Below are 24255 nucleotides of genomic sequence, written 5' to 3' on the forward strand. Positions count from 1 at the left end.
CATATCCGCCTTTCAAAGGATTCTCCCTTTAAGACGGCGCAAAGATAGGTATAAATTCTGATTACACAAACCTTTTGCGAACTTTTTTATCCATCCACTTACTTATAGATCGCTTTCTTTCCCGCTAACAATGTGTTACGCATCAAAGAAATGATTGTCATAGGCCCTACGCCACCCGGAACCGGAGTGATATAGGAACATTTAGGAGCGACCTCGTTAAACAAGACATCTCCCGTTAACTTAAATCCGCTCTTGGTTACGCTGCTTGGCATACGGGTTGTTCCCACGTCAACGATCACGGCGCCTTCCTTCACCATATCCCCTTTCAAGAATTCAGGAACACCTAAAGCCACGATAATAATATCAGCAGACAAGCACATCTCCTTCAAGTTCTTAGAACGGCTATGGCATACGGTCACCGTACAATCGCCCGGATAAGATTTCTGCATCATCAAGGTAGCCATCGGCTTGCCGACAATATTGCTGCGTCCCAAAACCACGCAATGCTTTCCTTGCGTCTCGATATGATAACGCTTCAATAATTCCAAGATACCGGCAGGCGTAGCCGATACGAAACAAGGCAAACCGATAGACATACGTCCCACGTTAATCGGATGGAAACCGTCCACGTCTTTACGATAATCGATCGCCTCAATCACCTTCTGCTCGGATATATGTTTCGGAAGCGGAAGCTGTACGATAAAGCCATCCACATCCGGATCATTATTTAACTCATCGACCTTACGAAGCAATTCTTCCTCCGTAACATCCTCCTCAAAGCGAATTAAGGTAGACTTAAAACCAATCTCCTGACAAGTCTTGACTTTACTAGCCACATAAGTCTCGCTACCACCGTCATGGCCCACCAAAATAGCAGCCAAGTGAGGGATCTTACCTCCGGCAGCCTTGATCTGGGCTACCTCCTCAGCCATCTCCTTCTTCATCTGAGCGGAAACGGCCTTACCATCCAGCAATTGATAATGTTGTTCTTCCATATTATTGATTGTCTCCTGTTAATTAACGTCTGAACGAAGGCTTCATCGAAGGTAGCTTCATCTTCCCCGACTTTGCGGAAGTAAGCATACGCATCATCTTACGGGTCTCATCAAATTGCTTGATCAGCTTGTTCACCTCCTGGATGCTCGTACCGCTACCTTTAGCGATACGCTGACGGCGTGAGCCATTCAAGATAGCCGGGTTGCTGCGCTCATCCGGAGTCATCGAATAAATGATAGCCTCGATACTCTTGAACGCGTTATCATCGATATCCACATCTTTCAATGCCTTTCCTACACCCGGGATCATGGATGCCAACTCTTTCAAGTTACCCATCTTCTTGATCTGTTGGATCTGGGAGATAAAGTCGTTAAAATCGAACTGGTTCTTAGCGATCTTCTTCTGCAAACGTTTCGCTTCTTCCTCGTCATATTGCTCTTGCGCACGTTCCACCAAAGACACGATATCACCCATGCCTAAGATTCGATCCGCCATACGTTCTGGGTGGAAAATATCCAAGGCATCCATCTTCTCGCCCGTACCGACAAACTTAATCGGCTTATCAACAACCGTACGGATCGACAAAGCGGCACCACCACGGGTATCACCATCCAACTTCGTAAGTACGACGCCGTCGAAGTTCAGCCGCTCATTAAATTCCCTCGCGGTATTCACGGCATCCTGACCCGTCATGGCATCTACCACGAACAAGGTCTCATCCGGCTGGATAGCGCTCTTGATAGCGGCGATCTCGTTCATCATCTGCTCATCGATAGCCAAACGACCGGCGGTATCCACGATCACGACGTCATTGCCTTTAGCCCGTGCCTCGCGGATAGCGTTCATAGCGATCTCCACCGGATTCTTATTCTCCAATTCCATGTATACCGGAACACCTACCTGCTCTCCGACTACACGCAACTGCTCGATAGCTGCCGGACGATACACGTCGCAAGCGGCTAATAATGGTTTCTTATTTTTCTTGGTCTTTAATAAAGACGCTAGTTTACCAGTGAAAGTAGTCTTACCCGAACCTTGCAAACCGGACATCAATATAATGGCGGGATTTCCCTGCAAATTCACGTCGACTGCCGTACCTCCCATCAAGCTGGCCAACTCATCGTGAACAATCTTAACCATCAACTGACTAGGCTTAACCGATGTAAGCACGTTCTGTCCTAAAGCCTTCTCTTTTACCGTATCCGTAAAACTCTTGGCAACCTTATAATTGACGTCGGCATCCAACAACGCTTTACGCACATCCTTCAATGTTTCCGCCACATTGATCTCGGTAATCTTGCCTTCGCCCTTCAACAGTTTAAACGATCTGTCTAACCTTTCGCTTAAGTTCTCAAACATAATTCGTATGTGTATTTATATTATTTTCTACTGGATTAAGGGGCAAAGGTACGAAAAAGAGATGAGTATGCGATGAAAGCGATCTCGAAATTCTTCACTTCTCAACGTTTTAGTATACGGATCGAATTAAGAACCGCCAGCAAAGATACGCCTACATCCGCGAAAACAGCTTCCCAAAGCGTGGCAAAACCGAAGGCTCCCGCCACAAGGACTATCACCTTCACGCCAATAGATCCCACGATATTCTGACGGACGATATTCCGGGTAGCACGTCCGATAGAAATAGCTTCCGCTACTTTAGAGGGCTGGTCCGTTTGGATAACCACGTCCGCGCTCTCGATGGCCGCATCCGATCCCAATCCACCCATCGCAATACCGACATCACTTAAAGCCAGTACCGGCGCATCGTTCATCCCATCGCCCACAAAGGCAACCGACTTATCCGGCTCCGCCGTTAATCGCTCTATATAAGCGGCTTTATCCTCCGGCAGCAGATTACCATACGCTTTATCGACACCCAAACGCTCAGCGAATTGATTCACGATCTCTTGCTTATCCCCGGACAACAAGCAAATATCTTTAACATCCAGATCCTTTAACCGACGAATCGCATCCACGGCATCCTTCTTCAAGGTATCCGAAAGGAGAAGATGCCCCGCATATTTCCCATCGATCGCACAAACCACCACGGTAGAAACACTATCGGATAATTCCTTCGGGACAGGAATATCACGTTCGGCCAATAAACGAATGTTACCGACAAGCACCTGCCGACCGTTCACGATAGCCTCGACACCATGCCCTGCCAATTCCCGCATGTCAGTGATTTCCATCGGCACGCTATCTTGTTTTTCCGCATAGCGAACTACAGCCTGCGCTACCGGATGGGTACTTTTCCGCTCTACTGATAACAAAATACTCAAAAGATCAGAAACCGGGATCTCCGTGCTTTCCACCGTTGTGACCTCAAAACGCCCGGTAGTCAATGTACCGGTCTTATCGAACGCTACCGTATTTACCCGTGTGATCGCATCTAAATAATTACCGCCCTTAAATAATATCCCGGCACGAGAAGCGGCGCCTATACCACCGAAATACCCGAGCGGAACACTTATAACCAAGGCACAAGGACAAGAAATAACCAAGAAAACCAATCCCCTATATAACCAATCCGAGAAAACATACAGGAAAGAAGGCGTCACCATCCCTACCAAAGCAGGAACCGACACGATTAGAAACGACAGAAGAATCACGATTGGGGTATAAATCCGTGCGAAACGCCGAATAAACAATTCCGCCGGCGCTTTCCGCTCCGAGGCATCTTTCACCAAAGCCAAAATACGGGCCAAGGCACTTTGCTCGTACGGCCGATTCACTTGTATACGTACCGCCTGCCCCTGCACGATCATTCCGGCAAGCACCTCCTCACCCTCACGGATAGAACGAGGCATACTTTCCCCGGTTAATGCCGAGGTATCGAACTGTGCCTCGGCTTCCAATAAAACGCCATCCAAAGGCACACGTCCGCCGGGCTTCACCTCGATCCGCTCGCCTACTTTCACATCCTTCGGAGATACATTCATATATGTACCCGTCCGCCATACATCCGTTCGTTCCGGCCGGACATCTAATAAGTCACTGATATTCTTCGAGGCTTTATTCACGGCTAGAAGTTGCAACCTCTCTCCTACCGTATAGAAAAGCATCACGGCTACGGCCTCGGGATACTCCCCAATACAAAACGCCCCGATCGAGGCGATCGCCATTAACGAGAACTCACTAAAAAAGTCTTTCCGCAAAGCCGCTTCCCAAGCTTCTCGCATAACAGGAAGTCCTACCGGCAAAAAAGCGACCAGAAACCAAATGGCCTCTATCCAAGACTCAGCAAACCAACTTATCCCCGAGTACTTCCCGATAAGTCCTATCACCAACAAAACGAAAGAAACCGTCGGCATCCATAAACCGGAACTTCCGTGCGAATGGCAATGTTCGCATCCACATGTTGTACTCATAATCTTATCTATTTTAATTATTTACTTCTTGATTACGGTACAAAGGTAAGAGAAGGGAGTTGCAACTTGATTGCAAATTATCAGGGTTTCTGAAAACGTCGCTTATTACACAATGGGCAAACACCCTTTACCGTATAATTAATGGTATCCATTATATATCCTTCCGGCAATTGAGCGACCGGGATCTTGATATTATTTAAACAAGAGGTTTTACGGCATACCTCGCAGAAAAAATGAATATGCCTATCACCCACTGGGCATGTCTCCGAACGGCTCTGGCATATCTCATATTTTATAGAGCCACTACCATCTTCGAAAGAATGGATCGCATGATGTTCCAATAACAAGGCCAATGAACGGGAAATGGTCGATTTATCCAACGTCTCCAACTCCGCCTCCAATTCGAACAGGGAAGCCGGGCTGGTTCGTTCTGATAATTTTTGCAAGACAAGGATCCGTGCGGCAGTAGGCCGTACTCCTTTTCCTACCAACATATCTTCACATTGCTTCGTGGACATGAGTTACCTTTCTTATTTGATTACAATACAAAAATACGAACAATTTCCCAATATTCACAGTTCAAAAAAACACGTACATGTTTTTCAGAATTCACGTACGTGTTTTCGAAAAAAGACGTACGTGTTTTTTCCCCTCATATACTTATATTCTTTTATTTTGCCAAGAGGCTTTCTTTAAATAGATTACGCTAGCGACGAGCAATCCACTATAGTAAATAGCCTCTGTCAAGAAGCATACGGCTACCGGCAAACGCAAACGCATCCCCGCGACATATACAAAAAGCACATACAGAATCAATACCACCGCTTCCATAAAAAGCGCAGAACGTGTATTTCCCGTACCCGACACCCCGTTGAACGCCACATTAGCAACCGATCCGATCAATAAAGAACCGACAATCACGTAGACGGATGGAACCGAGGCCGCCACTAATGAAGCGTCATTCGTATAAACAGACACGACCCATCCCGGCATCAAACTGACAATAGCGGCAAACACGACCATAATGCCCAACGATAACTTACAGATCTTCCAGATAGTCGGTATAACTTGATTGATCGCTCCCGCCCCGATACTATTACTCACGAACGTGTTTGTCGTGGTCGCCAAGGAATTAACGGGAATCAACATCACGACGTAAATACTACGTACGATATTCGCCACCGCCAACTCCCGTTGCCCCAAATGCTCCACAGCGATAAAGAACATAAACCAAGTAGCGATAGACAAGAAATATTGCAGCATCGTGAACACGGAAATATCCAGCACCCGTTTCAACAAGCCAAAATCGAAAGAACGAATCTGATTAAGCGCATATTTACGTATATCTACGGTAAGTCTCGTGTAAACCACGAAAAAGAGAATCGATACCGCCTCGGCTATGACGGAAGCGATAGCCGCCCCTTGAATACCCATCTTTGGAAATCCGGCATGTCCGAAAATCAAAAGATAATCCAGTAAGACATTCGTCATTGCCATCAAGACAGCGTTCAATGTCAACACCTTTGTACGGGTAATACCAATAAAAAGAGCTCGGAACATCACGTTCACGAAAGAGAAGAAGAAGCCAAACACACGCCAATCCAAAAATTCCTCCGTGGCATTCAAGATAGCGTCCGAAGAAATCAATACACGCATCACGTCTCCCGCGAAAAAACGAGAAAACAAGAACAATATAGCAGCCAGCGACAATAGGAAGAAAACGCCTTGTATCATGACAGGCCCTATCTGGTCATAACGTCCCTCTCCGTTTCTACGGCCAATCACGATTTGAGATCCCGTACTAAAACCGAAGGCGATCGTAAAAGCGCAGATATAATAAAGTCCTCCCATAGCGGAAGCCCCCAACTCGACTTCACCAACCCTACCTAGAAAAGCCGTATCAGTCACGTTTATCACGTTTTGCGCCAACAAGCTCAAAAAGATCGGGTAGCTAACATTCCATATATTCCTGTTCGTGTACATAACTCGCTTATTACTTAAATTTATGAAGATAAAAAAAGCCCGCCGCATCCCGACGAGCTTTTCTTATGATTAGAGATCTCTACAAAGTCTAGTGTCTACTATATCAACTTATTTGTCGCCGTATCGGGAAATACCACGGAAGGCTTGAATGTTTTCGCCTCCTCGAAATCCATCATGGCATACGACATAACGATAATAATATCTCCGGGTTGAGCCTTACGGGCAGCCGCTCCGTTCAAGCAAACTACTCCCGAGCCACGTTCGCCCTTGATAATATACGTCTCAAAACGTTCTCCGTTATTATTATTCACGATCGAGACCTTCTCGTTCGCGATCAAATTAGCGGCGTCCAACAAATCCTCGTCGATAGTGATGCTACCGATATAGTTTAAGTTAGCTTCCGTTACCGTTACCCGGTGAATTTTTGACTTTACTACCTCTATAAACATGTATGACTTATAATTAGTATTTGATATTGTCGATCAAACGTACCTCTCCGCAATATACCGTGATGCAACCTACCGGATAATCGGTATCCGACCAGTTCTTGATAGACTCTAACGTATTGCCATCTACGATCTCGTAGTACTCAACTTCCATGACAGGATCGCTATTAATCGTATTGACAACATAGTCAATCACCTCTTGTACGCTTTTTTCGGGCACAAAGGTAGTACTTTCTTTTAACGTACGAGCAATTAACGGAGCTTTTTGACGTTGTTCCGGTGTCAAACGGGTATTCCGGCTACTCAAGGCCAAGCCATCGCCCTCACGAACGATCGGGCAAGCATTGATCGTTACAGGGATATTCAATTGTCTCACCATCGCCCGGATCACAGCGATCTGCTGGAAATCCTTTTCCCCGAAATAAGCGTTATCCGGCTCTACGATATAGAACAACTTACTTACTACCTGCGCTACACCGTTAAAATGCCCCGGACGCTTAGCGCCTTCCATTACCTCAGATACCGTTCCCAAATCAAACGTACGGGTATCTGGCTCCGGATACATCTCTTCTACAGAGGGAGCGAATACATAGTCACAACCGGCAGATTCTAATAACGCACAATCAGCCTCCAACGTACGGGGATACGTTTCCAAGTCGTGTTTGTCATTAAATTGGGTTGGATTTACAAAAACACTGACTACACATACATCATTGTTTTTCACGCAATGTTGTACCAAGCTAAGATGTCCATTATGCAGTGCTCCCATGGTAGGAACAAAGCCAATTTTCTTATTATCCTGCTTTGCCTCAGCAAGATAAGCCTTCAAATCTTTAATACTATTTACTATTTTCATCAGATAGATGCTTAATTGACGGTGCAAAGCAACTAAATAATTACCGTAAATAAAAGATTTTTCGTATCTTTGTAGCGTCTTTATAAAACTAGTTTACAGAATGGATGCAAAAAAAATCTTGTTTATAGCCCAAGAAATCACTCCCTACCTTCCCGAATCCGAGATCGCGACAATATGTAGAAATTTGCCGCAAGGAATTCAGGAGCGTGGTCGCGAAATCAGGACATTCATGCCAAAATTCGGAAATATCAACGAGCGCCGCAATCAGTTGCACGAGGTTATCCGTCTGTCTGGTATGAATCTTATTATTGACGACACGGACCATCCTCTGATCATTAAGGTAGCATCCATTCAATCGGCCCGGATGCAGGTTTACTTTATTGACAACGAGGATTTCTTCCAACGGAAATCCACGGTCAGCGATGAGAATGGAAATGAGTATGAAGATAATGACGATCGTTCGATCTTCTATGTACGCGGAGTATTGGAAACCGTAAAAAAATTGCGTTGGATTCCTGATGTAATCCATTGCCATGGCTGGATGTCAGCGTTAACGGCTCTTTACATCAAGAGAATGTATGCCGATGACCCGTGCCTGCGTAACGCGAAAATCGTTTATTCGATCTACAACGATGACTTCAAGAACCCGCTAAACAAAGATTTCGCGACAAAACTGAAGGCGGACGGAGCCAAAGAAGCTGACTTGAAGTTAATCAAGGCAGATACAAGTTTTGTGGGCCTAACCAAATTAGCGATTGATTTCGCTGATGGTGTAATCCAAGGTAGCGAGACGATCAATCAAGAAGTCCTTGATTATATCTCTGCCAAGAAAGATACTCCTTTCCTTCCCTATCAGTCACCGGAAACTTATATGGACGAGTTCAATAAGTTCTACGACGTGGTATTGGATTCTAACACGAAATAATAAATGTAGTAATGAAAATCAAGCTTTTAATACTTGGACTTGGCCTTGGTGCTAGCATTTTGGCCGGGTGTAATGATGATTTTAGTTCGATAGGAACAAGTATTCAGCCAGGCGACGATACAATTGCGGTATATATGGACACGTTCCAGATACAAGCCACTACGGTGCAATTAGATTCTATTTACGCAAGGTCTACTAGCGCCCAGTTGGGTGAACTCTACGATCCGCTGTATGGTAACCTTGTATCGGATTATATGTGCCAATTCTATTGTCCGAGTGATTTTCAATTTGCGCATACACCTTATGAGGGAAAAATTGATTCGGTGGAATTCAATATATATTATAATGGTTCCAATAAAAACGGTGTATGGGTAGGAGACTCCTTGGCGCCTATGCGTGCGGAGATCTTTAAAATTACAAGTCCGTTACAAAAGAATTTTTATACAAATATTGACCCTAAGCAATATTGCAATATGCAAGAGTCAATGGGTGCTCAAGCTTATACAGCTTATAACACAAGTATATCCGACTCCCTTAGAAACTCTGATGGTTACAGCCCTCATGTAAGCATTAAAATGCCTACTGAGTTCGGACAAAAATTTTATGATGAAACGATTAATAATCCGGGTACATTCAAGAATCAAGAAACTTTCAATGAGTTTTTCCCGGGGCTTTATGTAACAACTACCTTCGGTAGTGGTAATATATTGTCCGTGGCTAGCTCTGTCCTTAAGATATATTATAATTATGCGGTTAAAAGCACAGCAGGAAAAGACTCTTTAATAACCACGTGGGAAGCTTTCTCCGTCACTAAAGAGGTCATTCAGCTAAGTCGTTTCAAAAATACGGATATGAGTCAATTGCTACAACCGAACGACAGCTATGCATTCTTTAAGACTCCTGCCGGCGTTTGTACACGCATTGTTCTTCCGACAAAGGAAATCACTCCGATCATGAAAGAGCGTATCGTGAATAATTTACCACTCGAGTTAAAAGCGATGCCGCAAGAAGATTGGCAATATGCATTGGCTCCTCCTCCTTATCTATTAATATTGCCAGAGGATTCGGTAAAAAGTTTCTTTGAGGGTAGTCAGATTGACAATAATGTAACCTCGTTTCTATCCAATGCTTACGATGCGACTACTCGTACGTACTCATTCCCGAATCTTGCCAATTTATTAAAATATCAGATGGAGAATAATCCGGACAAAGATTTGAGTTTACTTCTTATCCCTGTTCAACGGACAACGACCACAGGCAACAGTTACGGTCAAAGTACAGTTGTTACAACAGCCATCACGAATTATCTAGCTCCCTCAGGTGTAAAGATACGAAAGGATGAAGAGGTGATGAAAATTGGTATTACATCATGTAAATATGTCAGATAGCAAAGAATCTATATAATAAAAAAGCGAGATGTTTTTCATCTCGCTTTTTTTATATCCGTATCTCTAAGGCAAAAAATAACGGGTCCCTAAAAGGACCCGTCACTCTCCAAAAATAGTCTAGTCAAATCAATTAACGACTTATTTCTTCGCCGCCTTCTTTTTTAATTTATCTAATTCTTTCTGTAGACTCTCGATTTCCTCTCCTTGATTCTTAATCGTAGAAAGCAATGAATTCAATTCCTCATTCTCTATATTCTCCGGGAATTCCGCATTCACACGAACAATGAAATCGGAAAGAACATTCATATAGTTATTAAATGCGTCATACGGATTATCGTAAGGGCTAAAGCCTCCCTGTCCCATATGCTTTGTACTCATATAATAGAAATGGTCACTGCTCTGCAGATAGTACCAGTCCTGACGGATACGACGAGTCTGAGACAAACGAACACGTTCACCGATCTCGTTAATCTTACGGAACGCTTCCTGCTGCAATACATTTCCTAACCAAGAACTACAATCTCTCTCCTCATCTACCCAAGAGATCGGATAAGGAACGGAGATAGAGTCTACCGGCTTGATCAATGTAAATACTTCCGATGGAGTAGAGAAACTAATCCCCTTATCCGCGGCAAAACGAGGCAAAGCCTTGAAGAACTCAAAAATACCGGTTGAAGCTGGATGCAAAGATCCCAGCACCTCATAATTCATAAACAAATTAATGATTTGCTCTGAATCCGGAGTAGCAGCAATCCATGACATATACTTATCGGCTGTCAAAGGATATTCATTCCAACTATAATCACTGAAACGGTTCGATAAATCCTCGCTGAAACGGTCATTCTTCAATAATAAGCTCAACTTCGGAGCTACGCAAGAAGAATACATATAGTTCGGACTCTTCCAACCTAAGATATGCTTAGCACCCTCCGTCAACATTCCCTTATAGCCCATCTCAGAAACCATAGCGGAAATATCATCCGAGTAAATCAACTCCGTATTACGGAACACTTTCGGTTTAACCCCGAATAAAGTCTTGATCTTATCTTCTTGTTTCTTTACTTGATGCTTGAACTCCTCCGGATCTCCCAAGGAAGAAAGAGAATGAGCATAAGTCTCAGACAAGAATTCCACATTCCCCGTAGCCGCCAATTCCTTAAAGCTATCGATCACTTCCGGAGTATAAATCTCCATCTGCTCCAACGCTACGCCGGAAATAGAGAACGCTACCTTAAACTTACCACCACTGGTCTTAATCATCTCCAAAATAGTCCGGTTAGCCGGCAAGTAACACTGTTCAGCTATACGATGGATAATCTCCTCATTCTGGAAATCATCGTAATAGTAATGGTCGTTACCTATATCGAAGAAGCGATATCTTTTTAAACGGAACGGCTGATGTATTTGAAAATAAAAGCAGATCGTTTTCATAATATTGTTTGTTTTATTTTTGTCTTGTCGTTAATTTATTTGTTACCTATCACATTGTCGTAAATACGACGAACCTTTTGTCCGGCATATTCCCATTTGATATTATCCACCTCTTTCTTACCTTCCACTTTCAAGAACTCATGCATGGCAGGATAAGTAATAATAGAATACATGGCATCCGCTAACGCCTCAATATCCCAATAATCCACCTTAATCGCATAATCCAAGATCTCGGCGCAACCGGATTGTTTAGAAATGATAGAGGGTACACCACATTGCATGGCTTCCAACGGAGAGATACCAAAAGGCTCAGAAACCGAAGGCATCACATATACGTCACTGGCTTTCAACACCTCATAGACCTGCTTGCCCTTCATAAATCCGGTAAAGTGGAAACGATCTGAAATATTACGTGCTGCGGCCAAACGAATCATTTGATCCATCATATCACCACTACCAGCCATCACGAAACGTGCATAAGGAGCCTTAGCCAAAACCTTGGCGGCAGCCTCAACGAAATATTCCGGCCCTTTCTGCATCGTGATACGACCTAAGAATGTAATAACCTTATCCTTTACACCCTTTTTATCTGGGATCGCTAAAATCTCAGGACTTAAAGGCTCTACGGCGTTATGTACGGTCGTTACCTTAGAGGGATCTTGATGATATTTCTCAATCACCGTCTGACGAGTCAAATTACTCACCGTTATGATATGGTCTGCATTGTCCATACCATTCTTCTCAATCGCATAGACATCCGGATTCACATTACCACGACTACGATCATAATCCGTAGCATGAACATGGATGACCAAAGGCTTACCACTCACATTTTTAGCGTGAATACCCGCCGGATAAGTTAACCAGTCGTGCGCATGGATGATATCATACTCTTCCGTACGAGCGATCACGCCTGCCACGATCGAATAGTTATTAATCTCTTCCAGCAAGTTATCCGGATAACGTCCGGAGAACTCAAGGCACCCTAAATCAGTCACATGACGATAACTGAAATCCGCATAAATATGATCCCTGTACTTATAATACTGGTCAGCGTTCATTCCCGCTTTGGAAACCCGTTGCTGCACATATTCACGGTCAACATCCTTCCAAACAATCGGAACTTGGTTGACACCCACTATCTTTAGAAAGCTCTGGTCTTCATCGCCCCAGGGCTTCGGTATACAAAAAGTAATATCCATATCGGGCTGCATTGCCATGCCTCGTGTCAAACCGAAACTGGCCGTTCCTAAACCGCCCAAGATATGAGGAGGAAATTCCCATCCAAACATTAATGCTTTCATAATGGTACTTAGTTTTATTCGGCGTTATACTTCTTCAACAAATCCACAACACGGAGGATAGCAGCAACGTTCATCGCAAATGAGACAGCTCCACGTCCGGTAAACGGCGGGTTACCATCAAACAATTCCGGGATCGTTCCTATACAATGCAATGACATCTCCTCCTCTAAGCTTATCAACATACGTTCAGCAAAAGCAACGCCACTCTTTCCAAATACACGCAAATAAGCTTCTAAATAGGCGCCTAACAACCACGGCCAAGCAGTACCTTGGTGATAAGCCAAATCACGTTCATATTGCGGCCCTACATAATACGGGCGATATCCTTCGCTCTTCGGACTCAAGGAACGCAAACCCTTCGGGGTAAGCAACTCTTTCGTCACGATATCCACCACGGCACGTTTCTGCATCCTCGTCAATGGGGAATAAGGCAATGCCACAGCGAAAATCATATTAGGCCGTACGCTCCAATCTACCGTAGAACCATTCACGGAATCGAACAAATAATTATACCCGTTCACAAAGGTTTCCGGGAACGATTTATCCATCGACTTGATAATCGGATCAATACCCTCGACAGGTACTCCCCCCATCAATTCCGTATAGAAACAAAGAGCATTATACCAAAGAGCGTTAAATTCCACTATATAACCGGAACGAGTTACGACAGGTTTTCCGTTTACGGTAGAATTCATCCAAGTAATCGCCTTATCTTTTCCATTAGCGAAAAGTAAACCATTCTCCATCAATTTCATATCGGGATGTTTCTGGTCCCGTATATAATCGATAACCTCTTTCACGAAATCGCCGTATAGCTCACGTGCCTTTTCAACGCCCTCATGTTTAGCATACTGTTGGATCGCCCAGATCGCCCATAAAAAGACATCCGGATGCTCGATCTCACGAATTACCGCATCGAAACGCCCATTCGCCATATACGCCCGCATCGCCGGCATCGCCGTATGCATGATCTTCTCAAAACGAACCGGATCATCGATAGACAACGTACTACCCGGAAGAGCTACGAACAAATCTCTCGCACGTACTTTAAACCATGGATAGCCCGCTAATAGATAAGCGTCGTCTTCCTTGGGACGAAAATAAAATTGCTGAGCGGAATTCTTCAAGCAATTGAAGAAGCTAGTACGAGGTGTACGAGCTACGACCTCATTCTCATACAGTGCCTTCAAGCGGGTAGTTGCCACTGCACTATCGCCAGCGCTGAAAATAATAGTCTCCCCTTTTTTGATAGGGACCTCGAAATATCCGGGAACATACAAATCCTCCTGATAAGGATATCCCCTCTCTTGTTCTTTCGGATACTCGATGCCATTGTACCAATACGGCTCATACACAAATTTAACTTTCTTGTTAAATTGCATATACAGTTCCGGATAACCGGGATACATACATGTCTTGATTCCGTTTGTGACTTCCTCGTAAGATTGGTTCACGTTACCATTGGCTTGCGTTAAGTTCTTCACGCTACGGAAAGCGAGGAAAGGACGGAAACGTAAGGTCGTAGCGGAATGAGCATCTTCCAACGTATACTTAATCATGATACGATTCTCGTACATGGAAAACACTTTCTCTTTCGAGAAGATCACACCTCCTACACGGTAAAGCGTACGAGGTACTGTCTCTGAGCTATACTCGCGGATGTACTTATGTCCCTTGGGACTGAAATTATCGCCTGCATATTTATGCAACCCAAGATTAAATTCGGCACCATGTTGAATTACCGTCTCATCAAAAGAAGACAGTAACACATGGTTGTCATCATCAATCGCAGGCACAGGCATAACGAGTAGTCCGTGGTATTTCCTGGTATTACAATCAACAACAGTAGTGCAGTGATAGGCTCCCAAACGGTTGGTTCGAAGCACCTCACGAGTCAGCGACTCTTCCAGGTTTATCATTACTGTTTTGTCAAATTTAAGATAACTCATATGTGTATTTGGGTTTTAAGTTACTTTCTTTAATATCAAAATGAAATTATTTTCGTTTCTGAGAATCAAAAGTATTATTTAATAACTAAAAAAACAAACTGTCTTTTATATTTATTTAGAAAAAAAGGCATCCTTCTTCTACGATAAACTTATAGATCAAGGCTTTAAAAAGAAAGGTGCTCTAAAGGAGTGTTTTCAAACATATAAATTTTTGTTAAATCAATCCTATTATCATATTCATCAAAGCTCAAAATCAAGGTACAGCCCCCCGAAAACAAGCCTCGGTTTAGTCATAGGAAATGTTCTATTTTTCATTTTAAATCAATCTGAATATAAAAACAGATGCCTATAATGTTCCTGTGATTAAAATGCCTACCTTTGCGGAAATTTTCAAACAATTTTTAATATGAGGAAGTTATTATATAATGTAGTAATTTTATTAAGCGCAATTCAAATGACACACGCAGCAAATAACCCTTTCTTCGGGAAGTTTAAAACACCGTTCGAGACCCCTCCTTTCGATAAGATCAAGATCGAGCATTATGAGCCCGCTTTCGACGAAGGAATCAAGCAAATGGAAAAAGAGGTGCAAGAGATCGCCAATAACCCGCAACCGGCTACTTTTGAGAATACGGTAGTAGCTCTGGAACGTAGCGGCAAATTATTAGAAACAGTCTCTTCTGTTTTTTTTAATGTATTAGGGGCAGAGGCTAACGACGAAATGATGGAAATCTCGCAACGTGTCTCCCCGAAGTTATCCCAGACATCCAATAACATCTTCTTAAATGAGAAGCTACTTGCTCGGGTCAAATCAATCTATGATAAAAAAGAACAATTGAACCTTTCTACCGAGGATGCTAAATTGCTGGAAGACCTTTACGAGTCGTTTAAAGCGAATGGGGCTACGTTAAATAAAGATGACAAGGAAAAATACCGCAAGCTAAGTATGGACCTAAGCATGTTAACCTTGCAGTTCGATCAAAACGCCTTGAAAGATAAAAACCGGTTCGAATTACTAATAACGGACGAGAACGAACTATCCGGCTTACCCGAAAGTGCTCGTGACGCAGCGGCCATGTTAGCCAAAAGTAAAGATAAAAACGGATGGTTATTCAATCTCTCGGCTCCGAGTTACATTCCATTTATGCGTTATTCCGACAAGCGTGATTTGCGAGAAAAAATGTATCGTGAATACATGAGCGTAGGAAATAAAGGGGATGAGTTCGACAATAAGGACATTATCAAAAAGATCGTTAATATCCGCCTAGAGATCGCCCAGTTGATGGGATTCAAGAATTACGCCGAATATGCGCTGGAACACACGATGGCTAAAAACTCAGCGAACGTATACAAATTATTGAATCAGTTACTCGAAGCTTATAAACCGATAGCGATCAATGAATACAATGCAGTAGAAGGATTCGCATTAGGTACAGAGAAAGAGAATATCACCGTTATGCCTTGGGACTGGAGTTATTATTCCGAGAAGTTACGGGATATCCGCTTCAAGGTAAACGACGAGATGACTCGCCCTTATTTCGAGTTAAGCAACGTAAAGAAAGGCGTATTCGGATTAGCTACCCAGCTCTACGGTATCACCTTTAAGGAAAACAAGAAAATCCCGGTTTATCATCCGGAAGTAGACGCTTACGAGGTATACGATGCTGATGGCAAGTTTCTAGCGATCCTTTACACGGACTTCTTCCCTCGTGACGGAAAACAATCCGGCGCTTGGATGAACAATATCAAGGCTCAATACAAAGATAAAGACGGAAAAGATAGCCGTCCTCAGATCGTTATCGTGATGAACTTTACCCGTCCGACAGACACGAAGCCCTCTTTGTTAAGTTTCGACGAGGTGAACACGCTCTTGCATGAGTTCGGGCACTCCTTGCACGGCATGCTAGCGCAAGGAACATATTCCAGCCTTTCGGGAACCAGCGTTTATCGTGATTTCGTAGAATTACCTTCCCAGATCATGGAGAACTGGTTGACTGAAAAAGAGTTCTTAGATCAGATCGCCGTTCATTACCAGACCGGAGAGAAAATCCCGCAAGAGATGATACAAAGCTTGGTAAACGCCTCTAACTTCAACGCCGGCTACCTTTGCTGCCGCCAATTAAGCTTTGGCTTGCTGGATATGGCATGGCATACGTTGGAGCAACCTTTCGACGGTGACGTAGCGGCATTCGAGAAAAAAGCTTGGGCTCCGACCGTAATCATGCCGGAAGTACCGGAAGCCTTGATGGGCACAAGCTTCGGACATATCTTCTCCGGAGGATATGCGGCAGGCTATTACGGATATAAATGGGCCGAGGTATTAGATGCCGATGCTTTCTCCGTTTTCAAATCGAAAGGAATCTTCAACAAAGAGGTCGCTAAATCTTTCCGTGACAATATCTTATCCAAAGGTGGTACAGAAGATCCCGCCGTGTTATACAAGCGTTTCCGTGGACAAGAGCCTACGATAGACGCCTTATTAATCCGTAATGGTATTAAGAAGTAATAATTTACCGGGCTTATCGCCCGGTAAATCTAAATAATCACTACCTTTGTGTCTGGATTAAAAGACAAAAGAGTAAACAAATGTGCGAGAAAACAGAAAAACAGCACGAATTAGATAAACGTTACCTGCGAATGGCCGCTATCTGGGCCGAGAATTCGTACTGTAAACGACGCCAAGTGGGCGCATTATTAGTAAAAGATAAAATGATCATATCCGACGGATACAATGGAACACCCGCCGGTTTTGAAAATGTTTGCGAAGACGAGAATAATGTCACCAAGCCTTATGTTCTACATGCGGAGGCTAACGCCATCACAAAAGTGGCAGCCTCATCGAACAGCAGTAAAGGAGCGACCATTTATGTTACCTCCTCCCCTTGCATTGAATGCGCGAAATTAATCATACAATCCGGGATCAAGCGAGTGGTCTATTCCGAGAATTATCGAATAGCAGACGGCTGTGAATTATTGAAGCGTGCCGGTATCATAGTAGATTATATAGATTTGAACGAATAAATAAAACGTTTTTATGGATAAAAACAAAAGACTGACCGTATGGCTCCCGGTTATCATCGCGGCTAGTATCGCTTTAGGTATCTTTATTGGGAACCATTATTTATCTATCAGTCAAGGAAAAAAACGGTCCTACTCCAGCGGTAACAAGATAAATGCCATCTTGGACATTATCGACGAGCAATATGTTGACACGGTTAGCATGTCTAAGCTGGTAGAGAGTACGATCCCGAAAATATTCAGTGAATTAGACCCTCACTCCGTATATATCCCCGCCGAAGACGCTTCCGTGGTGAATGAGGAGCTGGAAGGTTCTTTCAGTGGTATTGGCGTATCATTTAATATGCAAACCGATACGATCCTAGTGATCAGCGTAATTAGCGGTGGTCCCGCAGAGAAAGCAGGTTTACTGCCCTTCGACCGGATCATCTCGATCAATGATTCTATTTTCTCCGGTAAGAAAAAGAACCAAGGAGAGATCATGAAGACACTCCGGGGCGCAAAGAACAGTACGGTGAAACTAGGCGTACAGCGAGGAAATTCTCCTGAGTTGCTCTATTTTGACGTAACCCGTGGAGATGTCCCTGTTAATTCGGTCGATGTTTCTTTCGAAGCGGCTAAAGGTATAGGTTACATCAAGGTTAGCAAATTCGCCCGGAATACTTATAATGAGTTCATCACGGCGATCGCCAAGCTGAAACAAGCGGGCTGTACCTCTTTCGTGATCGACTTACGGGGTAATACCGGCGGATATATGGATGCCGCTATCAATATGATTAACGAGTTTATGCCGGAAGGACGCTTGATCGTCTACACGGAAGGTAAGTCATTCCCTCGTTCCGACGTATATGCGAACGGAACCGGAACTTGTAAAGACGCCCCGATCGTAGTATTGACCGATGAGATCTCGGCTTCCGCCAGTGAGATATTCTCCGGAGCGATCCAAGATAACGACCGTGGTACGATTATCGGACGAAGAACGTATGGCAAGGGTCTGGTACAAACTCAAATGTCATTGAGCGACGGTTCAGAGATGCGATTGACCATCGCCCGTTATTACACGCCGTCCGGTCGCTGCATCCAGAAGAAATATGAGATGGGTAATACGGACGCTTACGACCAAGATATCTATAACCGATATATGCACGGCGAGTTTGACTCGGCCGATAGCATCAAGATGGATGATTCCTTAAAATACCAGACCGTAGGCGGACGTACCGTATACGGCGGGGGCGGTATCATGCCAGATATCTTTATCCCTCGTGACACGAGTGGCGTTACCTCTTACTACTCTAATGTGGTAAATAGCGGCGTGCTTTACCTGTATGCGCTCGAGTACTCAGACCGCCATCGGGAGAAACTAGGCTCATTCAAGACTTGGGAGGAATTATATAATTACTTGCAGCAACAACCGCTCCTTTCCGACTTCGTGAACTTCGCGGCTACCAAGGGCATCAAGAGACGTCCCACATTAATTAATATATCCGGCAAGTTAATCGAGAACCAATTGCAAGCGTATATCGTAAGGAATTTCTTCGACGAGGCGGGCTTCTACCCCATTTTCCTAAAAGATGACGTTACCTTATTACGTGCGATCAAGATCTTGCAAGAGGGAAAATCCGTGCCGAATGCGGAACTATTAAAACAATCAGCGAATGGAGACTTACACAGCCAAGCAGGCCCTACGAAAAGATATGGCCTCTCGAAAGAAAGAATATTCGAGGATTACCTTGTGCGAGCTATCGGATAAGATCATGAACCACTTGGAACAGACGGAACTGTTCCAAGCGGCTTCTTGTATCGCCCTTTATCACGCTATAGCGGGAGAAGTACAGACCGCTGGCTTTATCGAGAAATGGTACCAAAAGAAAAAGCTTCTGTTGCCCTTGATAGTTGGTGATGATTTGAGATTGCTTCTTTACGAAGGACCGGAATCCCTAAAACCCGGACCTTTCGGGATATTAGAGCCTAAGGCGGACGGTATAGAAGTTCCAAAGAATGAGATCGACTTGATTATCGTGCCCGGAGTCGCCTTTGATAAAGACAAGAACCGCATGGGACGAGGAAGGGGATTCTACGACCGCCTTCTTTCCACGCTCAACGCTCCCAAGGTTGGCATATGCTTCGGGTTCCAGATGATACCGCAAGTCCCGGTAGAGCCACTCGACAAGAAAATGGATTACGTAATAACAGAAGACACCATCTATTGATCTCTCCGCAGAATATATACTTACTGGGTCAAGCCATATATACTTACCGGGGCTGGGCAGTATATGTTACTTGACCCAGTAAGTAATATTGCGAATGGTAAAGCCACACTCAATGAAAAACGATGTTGGTAATGACCGAGGCACCCGCGTAATCATTCAAGCTTTTCACCAACCGTTCCCGGCAAAGCGTCAACTCGCTACGAAGTACGGAGGAAGTCAATGAGACATGAAGCACCTTATCACGTACATATATATTACGTGTGTACTGCATGATCGTAGGCCCTAAAACTTCTCCCCACGCACGCAGAACCCGGATCTCCATCATTTTCTCGTACAACTCGGTATTATCCTCGAAAAAGTCACGAAGCACCTCACCCAATGTCTGTGTATTTCTTCTCTGCATCCTTATTCCTCCATAGGTTGTACCTCGCCACGTTCCACACGGAAGAGGGCATAGTCATGATTCATAGCCAATAAGATCTCATCCAGATACTTCCGGTTCGTATCCGTAATAAAAATCTGCCCGAAGCCATTCTCGCTGACCAGTTTGATGATCTGCTCCACACGGCTAGCGTCCAGCTTATCGAAAATATCATCCAACAGCAAAATAGGTGTAGTCTGTCCCCGTTTATTTAGGAAAGCGAACTGAGCGAGTTTCAAGGCGATCAGATACGTCTTATTCTGTCCTTGCGAACCAACCCGGCGAATCAGGTACCCGCCCAACGTCATTTCCAGCTCATCCTTATGGATACCGGAAGAGGTATAGCCCAATATACGATCCCGTTCCCGGCTCATCGCCAATTTACCGGCAAGCTCCGTTTCCTCCAATTGCGAGATATAATGTAGCCCTACCTCCTCGGCAGAGCCGCAGATCGTCTGGTAGTACTCATTAAAGATCGGGGTAAAATCCTCCACCAGTTTTTTCCGCTTCTCGTAAACGATTTGGCCGTACATACCCAGCTGCATCTCCAATACCTCATAAAGAGAGGCATCCATGCTCTGATCTTTCAGCAACGTATTCCGTTGGAGCAACGCTTTATTATATTGGATAAGCGCATGCAGATAAGGCTTGTCCTGCTGCGAGATGATTAAGTCCAAAAAACGGCGTCGCTCATCGCTCCCCCCTCGGATCAAGTCGGCATCAGCCGGAGAGACCATGACCAACGGTAATAGGCCGATATGCTCGGACAGCTTGTCGTACTCCTTCTTATTCCGTTTGAACTGTTTGCGTTGCCTACGCCGCATGGCACAGAAAATCTCCTCCTCACGTCCCTCATAATCATAGTTACCCTGCACCACGCAAAGATATTGATCACTGTTTATTATCTGGCTATCAGGCGTATTGACATGACTCTTGCAAAACGAGAGATAATGAATGGCATCCAATAGATTCGTCTTCCCCATCCCGTTATTGCCGAAAAAGCAATTCATCTTGGGCGAGAAAATAACCTCGGACTGAAGTATATTTTTGTAATTGAGAACAGAAAGCTTCTTTAGTATCATCTAAACCGTATTAATCGTACAAAATTAAAAAATATACTTCTAAGTATAGATTATATCAGCAAAAAAAACTACTTTTGCGCTTTGAATCGCCAACCGTATGGTATGGCTTAAAATCAGCGATAAAATTAATAAATAACTATAACACATTATGGCTACTAAAGAAAAGGACACCAACAAGGAGTTAGAAGTAGAAGAGATTGTCTCCAAATCGGAGCAATTCATTGAAAACAATTCAAAGAAGATTATTTACGGTATAATAGCTGTCGCACTCGTTGTTGGAGCTGTTTTGGGAATCAAGCATGGTTATTTAGTTCCTCAGGAGAAAAAAGCCGCCGCCGCCATGTTCAAGGGCGAGCAATACTTCGCCAGAGATTCTTTCGCCTTGGCTTTAAACGGCAATGGAGCTGACTATGAAGGTTTCGAGGCTATCATCGACCAATATGGAAGCACGGACGCCGGAAACTTGGCGAAGGCTTACGCAGGTATCTGTTACTACAAGATGGGCGATACACAGAAGGCGCTCGATTTATTGAAATCTTTCAGCGGAAAGGACCAAATGGTATCTCCGGCGGTTACAGGCTTGATCGGTGATTGCTACGTGAACATGGGTAATACGAAAGAAGGAATCAGCTATTTCGAGAAAGCCGCTAAGGAGGCCGACAACGAGGTAATCAGCCCGATTTACTTGAAGAAGGCCGGTATCGCTTACGAGAACTTGAAAGAGTATGACAAGGCTGTAAAGGCTTACACGACTATCAAGGACAAGTATTACACTTCCATGGAGGCATCCGATATCGATAAGTATATCACCCGTGCTTCGGCAGGAAAATAAATAAACAGTATATTATATAGTATAACAGAGGATGTCTCGGTCAAACAAGGCATCCTCTTCTTTTAAAGAGACAAGTATGGCTACAGCTTATCAGAATTTATCCGAGTACGACTTCAACAGCGTACCTGATGCTTCAGAGATGAACATCGGCATCGTAGTTGCTGAATGGAACAAGAACATTACCGAGAAGTTATTGGAAGGTGCTTGCAACACGCTTGAAAAGCACGGGGTGAAACCGGAAAACATCGTAGTTAAACGAGTTCCGGGTAGTTTTGAACTGACTTTTGGAGCCAAAAGATTGGCCGAGACTAAAGAATTAGACGCCGTGATCGTTCTGGGATGCGTCGTAAGAGGCGATACGCCACATTTTGATTACGTTTGTTCCGGCGTTACGCAAGGCATTACAGAATTGAATTTAATGTACGATATTCCTTTCATTTTCGGCCTGTTAACTACCGACACCATGCAGCAATCCGAGGATCGTGCGGGAGGTAGATATGGCAATAAAGGGGACGAGGCAGCGGTTACCGCAATAAAAATGGTAAATTTTTCTGCCTAAACGCTTGCAGGTTTCAAAATAAATCGTACCTTTGCACTGCAATTAAGAACAAGGGGGCAGTTACCAGAGTGGCCAAATGGGGCTGACTGTAACTCAGCTGGCTTTCGCCTTCGGTGGTTCGAATCCATCACTGCCCACCTTTTTAATTCGCAACAAATTATTGCGGAAGTAGCTCAGTTGATAGAGCATTAGCCTTCCAAGCTGAGGGTCGCGGGTTTGAGTCCCGTCTTCCGCTCTAGGAAAAGAGGAAAATCGAAAGGTTTTCCTCTTTTTTTATATCCTCGTATTACTATATATCCGGGATAATGTCTACTTTAGCCCCCAATACAACAAATAACAAAAAGAGAGATGAAGATGGTGAAAGGGATATACGTGTTGCTGACAATGTTCCTATTGATGGGATGCGCTACGGTAATGAATCCTTATAAAATGGACAACCGGATGCATAAGATAGAGCTAGGGATGACCAAGCAAAAGGTTATATCGATACTAGGAAAGGATTTTGAGTCGGCTGGCGCACGGATAACCCCCGACGGCCCGATAGAGAGTATCAGTTATAAGACGGTAACCATGACGATAGCCGACTACTCTGAAGGCTACTACATCCTAAGCTTCAAGAATGGGATACTAGTGGAGTGGTTCAAGGAAAAGACACCGATCAATAACAATACAGCGAACTAAGGTCTCCTTTTAGGCCACTAAAAACAAATAAGGCAGATGCCTCTGGGCATCTGCCTTCATTCTTTTACGATTATAAACTTTCTTCGATACATGAATCCGGTTATGACTGACCGGCCTGCCGTGGTTTTCTAACTCGGCCTCACGACTGCCTTTCCGGTTAGCCTTTATGTACTCGACTAACGGATCTTGCTTTTTTCTCTTTGTCTTCATAGCTTTATTGCTTTTATATCGCTTTCACGAGCGCAAAGATACGAAAAGAATTCATTTCACCTCACTATCGTCCCAAGGGTATTTTCTTTTCGGATTTCTAGGGAACCAACCTTTCTGCACACGCTCCTCCTGCTCGAAAATCTCCTTGATCGTCCAGAACGATGAGAAGGCGAATACGCCGCAAATAGCGGACACAAACACGCTGTCTATAAACAGGGAGGCTATCACTCCTAAAATCCCCAAGACAAGGAATATCCACCAGCATTTCGTCCCCCAATAATACTCGGCCTTCACGACTACCGGATGAAACAGACCGATAATCAAAAATGTAACGATACCGATCAACAACCCATCAAAATTTATCATATCCATATCTGAGTATTTATACTTATTACTATTATATGTAACAAATATACGAACAATATTCCACTTAACTGATCATTTCTTTCTATGAAGAGATAGAAGCCCCTATTCGCAATAATCGTCTCACAAAGATGAAACGATCTTTTCATATACGTGATACGATCTTTTCACCCTTGTGATACGATCTTTTCACATAGGTGAAAAGATTAAGAGATAAAGAAGCTTCCACT

At 44.0% G+C, this 24255-nt stretch carries 23 protein-coding genes and 2 tRNA genes; 11 read left to right on the plus strand and 14 right to left on the minus strand.

Annotated elements, in window-relative coordinates; translation table 11 throughout:
• Nucleotides 1-98: 98 nt before the first annotated feature.
• From folD to panC, 7 genes are all read right to left on the minus strand, one after another.
• Entirely contained in the window at nucleotides 99-995 is an 897-nt protein-coding gene (folD, locus tag ACESPU_RS14175; protein ID WP_005865864.1) for a bifunctional methylenetetrahydrofolate dehydrogenase/methenyltetrahydrofolate cyclohydrolase FolD, read from the minus strand.
• A 22-nt stretch (nucleotides 996-1017) separates the two neighbouring features.
• On the minus strand, nucleotides 1018-2355 hold the full coding sequence (ffh, locus tag ACESPU_RS14180) for a signal recognition particle protein (RefSeq protein WP_005861632.1): 1338 nt from the start codon (nucleotides 2353-2355) through the stop codon (nucleotides 1018-1020).
• 101 nt (nucleotides 2356-2456) lie between these two features.
• Nucleotides 2457-4367: a heavy metal translocating P-type ATPase gene (locus ACESPU_RS14185; protein ID WP_057327079.1), complete on the minus strand. Its 1911-nt coding sequence runs from the start codon at nucleotides 4365-4367 to the stop codon at nucleotides 2457-2459.
• An 80-nt stretch (nucleotides 4368-4447) separates the two neighbouring features.
• Nucleotides 4448-4885 (minus strand): Fur family transcriptional regulator, encoded by a 438-nt coding sequence (locus tag ACESPU_RS14190; RefSeq protein ID WP_005865860.1) that lies wholly within the window; start codon nucleotides 4883-4885, stop codon nucleotides 4448-4450.
• Nucleotides 4886-5027: 142 nt separating this feature from the next.
• On the minus strand, nucleotides 5028-6350 hold the full coding sequence (locus tag ACESPU_RS14195; RefSeq protein ID WP_122114970.1) for an MATE family efflux transporter: 1323 nt from the start codon (nucleotides 6348-6350) through the stop codon (nucleotides 5028-5030).
• A gap of 98 nt (nucleotides 6351-6448) precedes the next feature.
• A complete protein-coding gene (panD, locus tag ACESPU_RS14200) occupies nucleotides 6449-6799 on the minus strand; it encodes an aspartate 1-decarboxylase (protein WP_005861624.1) in 351 nt (116 codons plus the stop codon).
• A gap of 13 nt (nucleotides 6800-6812) precedes the next feature.
• The gene (gene panC / locus ACESPU_RS14205; RefSeq protein ID WP_122114962.1) at nucleotides 6813-7652 is read right to left on the minus strand and encodes a pantoate--beta-alanine ligase; all 840 of its coding nucleotides are present in this window, start codon (nucleotides 7650-7652) and stop codon (nucleotides 6813-6815) included.
• 100 nt (nucleotides 7653-7752) lie between these two features.
• Here panC and ACESPU_RS14210 point away from each other — a divergent pair, with 100 nt between their 5' ends.
• Nucleotides 7753-8577, plus strand: a complete 825-nt coding sequence (locus ACESPU_RS14210) for a glycogen/starch synthase (RefSeq protein WP_005861620.1) — start codon at nucleotides 7753-7755, stop codon at nucleotides 8575-8577.
• 11 nt (nucleotides 8578-8588) lie between these two features.
• Nucleotides 8589-9965, plus strand: a complete 1377-nt coding sequence (locus ACESPU_RS14215) for a DUF4270 domain-containing protein (RefSeq protein ID WP_122114963.1) — start codon at nucleotides 8589-8591, stop codon at nucleotides 9963-9965.
• 138 nt (nucleotides 9966-10103) lie between these two features.
• Here the strand turns inward: ACESPU_RS14215 and ACESPU_RS14220 are convergent, their stop codons facing one another.
• Genes ACESPU_RS14220 through ACESPU_RS14230 form a run of 3 tightly spaced genes read right to left on the minus strand, consistent with a single transcriptional unit; the run spans nucleotide 10104 to nucleotide 14649 of the window.
• Entirely contained in the window at nucleotides 10104-11396 is a 1293-nt protein-coding gene (locus ACESPU_RS14220; protein WP_005861616.1) for a glycoside hydrolase family 57 protein, read from the minus strand.
• Between the two features lie 35 nt (nucleotides 11397-11431).
• Complete coding sequence (locus ACESPU_RS14225; protein ID WP_005865850.1) at nucleotides 11432-12700, minus strand: glycosyltransferase; 1269 nt, start codon at nucleotides 12698-12700, stop codon at nucleotides 11432-11434.
• Between the two features lie 14 nt (nucleotides 12701-12714).
• Nucleotides 12715-14649 carry a glycogen debranching enzyme N-terminal domain-containing protein gene (locus tag ACESPU_RS14230; protein ID WP_008774108.1) on the minus strand — a complete coding sequence of 645 codons (1935 nt, stop codon included), beginning with the start codon at nucleotides 14647-14649 and terminating at the stop codon, nucleotides 12715-12717.
• Nucleotides 14650-15055: 406 nt separating this feature from the next.
• Between ACESPU_RS14230 and ACESPU_RS14235 the strand changes: the two genes are divergently transcribed.
• The 4 genes from ACESPU_RS14235 (at nucleotide 15056) to ACESPU_RS14250 (ending at nucleotide 19877) form a co-directional block, all read left to right on the plus strand.
• Nucleotides 15056-17155: a M3 family metallopeptidase gene (locus tag ACESPU_RS14235; protein ID WP_008780785.1), complete on the plus strand. Its 2100-nt coding sequence runs from the start codon at nucleotides 15056-15058 to the stop codon at nucleotides 17153-17155.
• A gap of 80 nt (nucleotides 17156-17235) precedes the next feature.
• Entirely contained in the window at nucleotides 17236-17670 is a 435-nt protein-coding gene (locus ACESPU_RS14240; RefSeq protein ID WP_008778036.1) for a dCMP deaminase family protein, read from the plus strand.
• 13 nt (nucleotides 17671-17683) lie between these two features.
• Nucleotides 17684-19417: a S41 family peptidase gene (locus ACESPU_RS14245; RefSeq protein ID WP_158532818.1), complete on the plus strand. Its 1734-nt coding sequence runs from the start codon at nucleotides 17684-17686 to the stop codon at nucleotides 19415-19417.
• Complete coding sequence (locus ACESPU_RS14250; protein WP_005865844.1) at nucleotides 19362-19877, plus strand: 5-formyltetrahydrofolate cyclo-ligase; 516 nt, start codon at nucleotides 19362-19364, stop codon at nucleotides 19875-19877. The genes ACESPU_RS14245 and ACESPU_RS14250 overlap by 56 nt, the downstream gene beginning before the upstream one ends.
• A 109-nt stretch (nucleotides 19878-19986) precedes the next feature.
• Here the strand turns inward: ACESPU_RS14250 and ACESPU_RS14255 are convergent, their stop codons facing one another.
• Nucleotides 19987-20280, minus strand: coding sequence for a DUF721 domain-containing protein (locus ACESPU_RS14255; RefSeq protein ID WP_158532817.1), 294 nt, complete (start codon nucleotides 20278-20280; stop codon nucleotides 19987-19989).
• Between the two features lie 2 nt (nucleotides 20281-20282).
• Nucleotides 20283-21380 (minus strand): DNA replication/repair protein RecF, encoded by a 1098-nt coding sequence (locus ACESPU_RS14260; RefSeq protein ID WP_373133465.1) that lies wholly within the window; start codon nucleotides 21378-21380, stop codon nucleotides 20283-20285.
• A gap of 148 nt (nucleotides 21381-21528) precedes the next feature.
• Between ACESPU_RS14260 and ACESPU_RS14265 the strand changes: the two genes are divergently transcribed.
• From ACESPU_RS14265 to ACESPU_RS14285, 5 genes are all read left to right on the plus strand, one after another.
• Nucleotides 21529-22212 carry a tetratricopeptide repeat protein gene (locus ACESPU_RS14265; protein WP_005861596.1) on the plus strand — a complete coding sequence of 228 codons (684 nt, stop codon included), beginning with the start codon at nucleotides 21529-21531 and terminating at the stop codon, nucleotides 22210-22212.
• Nucleotides 22213-22288: 76 nt separating this feature from the next.
• On the plus strand, nucleotides 22289-22771 hold the full coding sequence (gene ribH / locus ACESPU_RS14270) for a 6,7-dimethyl-8-ribityllumazine synthase (protein WP_008774114.1): 483 nt from the start codon (nucleotides 22289-22291) through the stop codon (nucleotides 22769-22771).
• 54 nt (nucleotides 22772-22825) lie between these two features.
• Nucleotides 22826-22908: transfer RNA gene (locus ACESPU_RS14275), tRNA-Tyr, on the plus strand.
• Between the two features lie 25 nt (nucleotides 22909-22933).
• Nucleotides 22934-23006 (plus strand) — tRNA-Gly (locus ACESPU_RS14280).
• 113 nt (nucleotides 23007-23119) lie between these two features.
• Entirely contained in the window at nucleotides 23120-23452 is a 333-nt protein-coding gene (locus ACESPU_RS14285; RefSeq protein ID WP_008774115.1) for a hypothetical protein, read from the plus strand.
• A 9-nt stretch (nucleotides 23453-23461) separates the two neighbouring features.
• Here the strand turns inward: ACESPU_RS14285 and ACESPU_RS14290 are convergent, their stop codons facing one another.
• Nucleotides 23462-23662, minus strand: coding sequence for a hypothetical protein (locus ACESPU_RS14290; protein WP_005861590.1), 201 nt, complete (start codon nucleotides 23660-23662; stop codon nucleotides 23462-23464).
• Nucleotides 23663-23713: 51 nt separating this feature from the next.
• Nucleotides 23714-24034: a DUF4491 family protein gene (locus ACESPU_RS14295; RefSeq protein ID WP_008774116.1), complete on the minus strand. Its 321-nt coding sequence runs from the start codon at nucleotides 24032-24034 to the stop codon at nucleotides 23714-23716.
• Nucleotides 24035-24255 lie beyond the last annotated feature (221 nt).

This window comes from Parabacteroides sp. 20_3 (genome assembly GCF_964238835.1).
Classification (GTDB): domain Bacteria; phylum Bacteroidota; class Bacteroidia; order Bacteroidales; family Tannerellaceae; genus Parabacteroides; species Parabacteroides distasonis.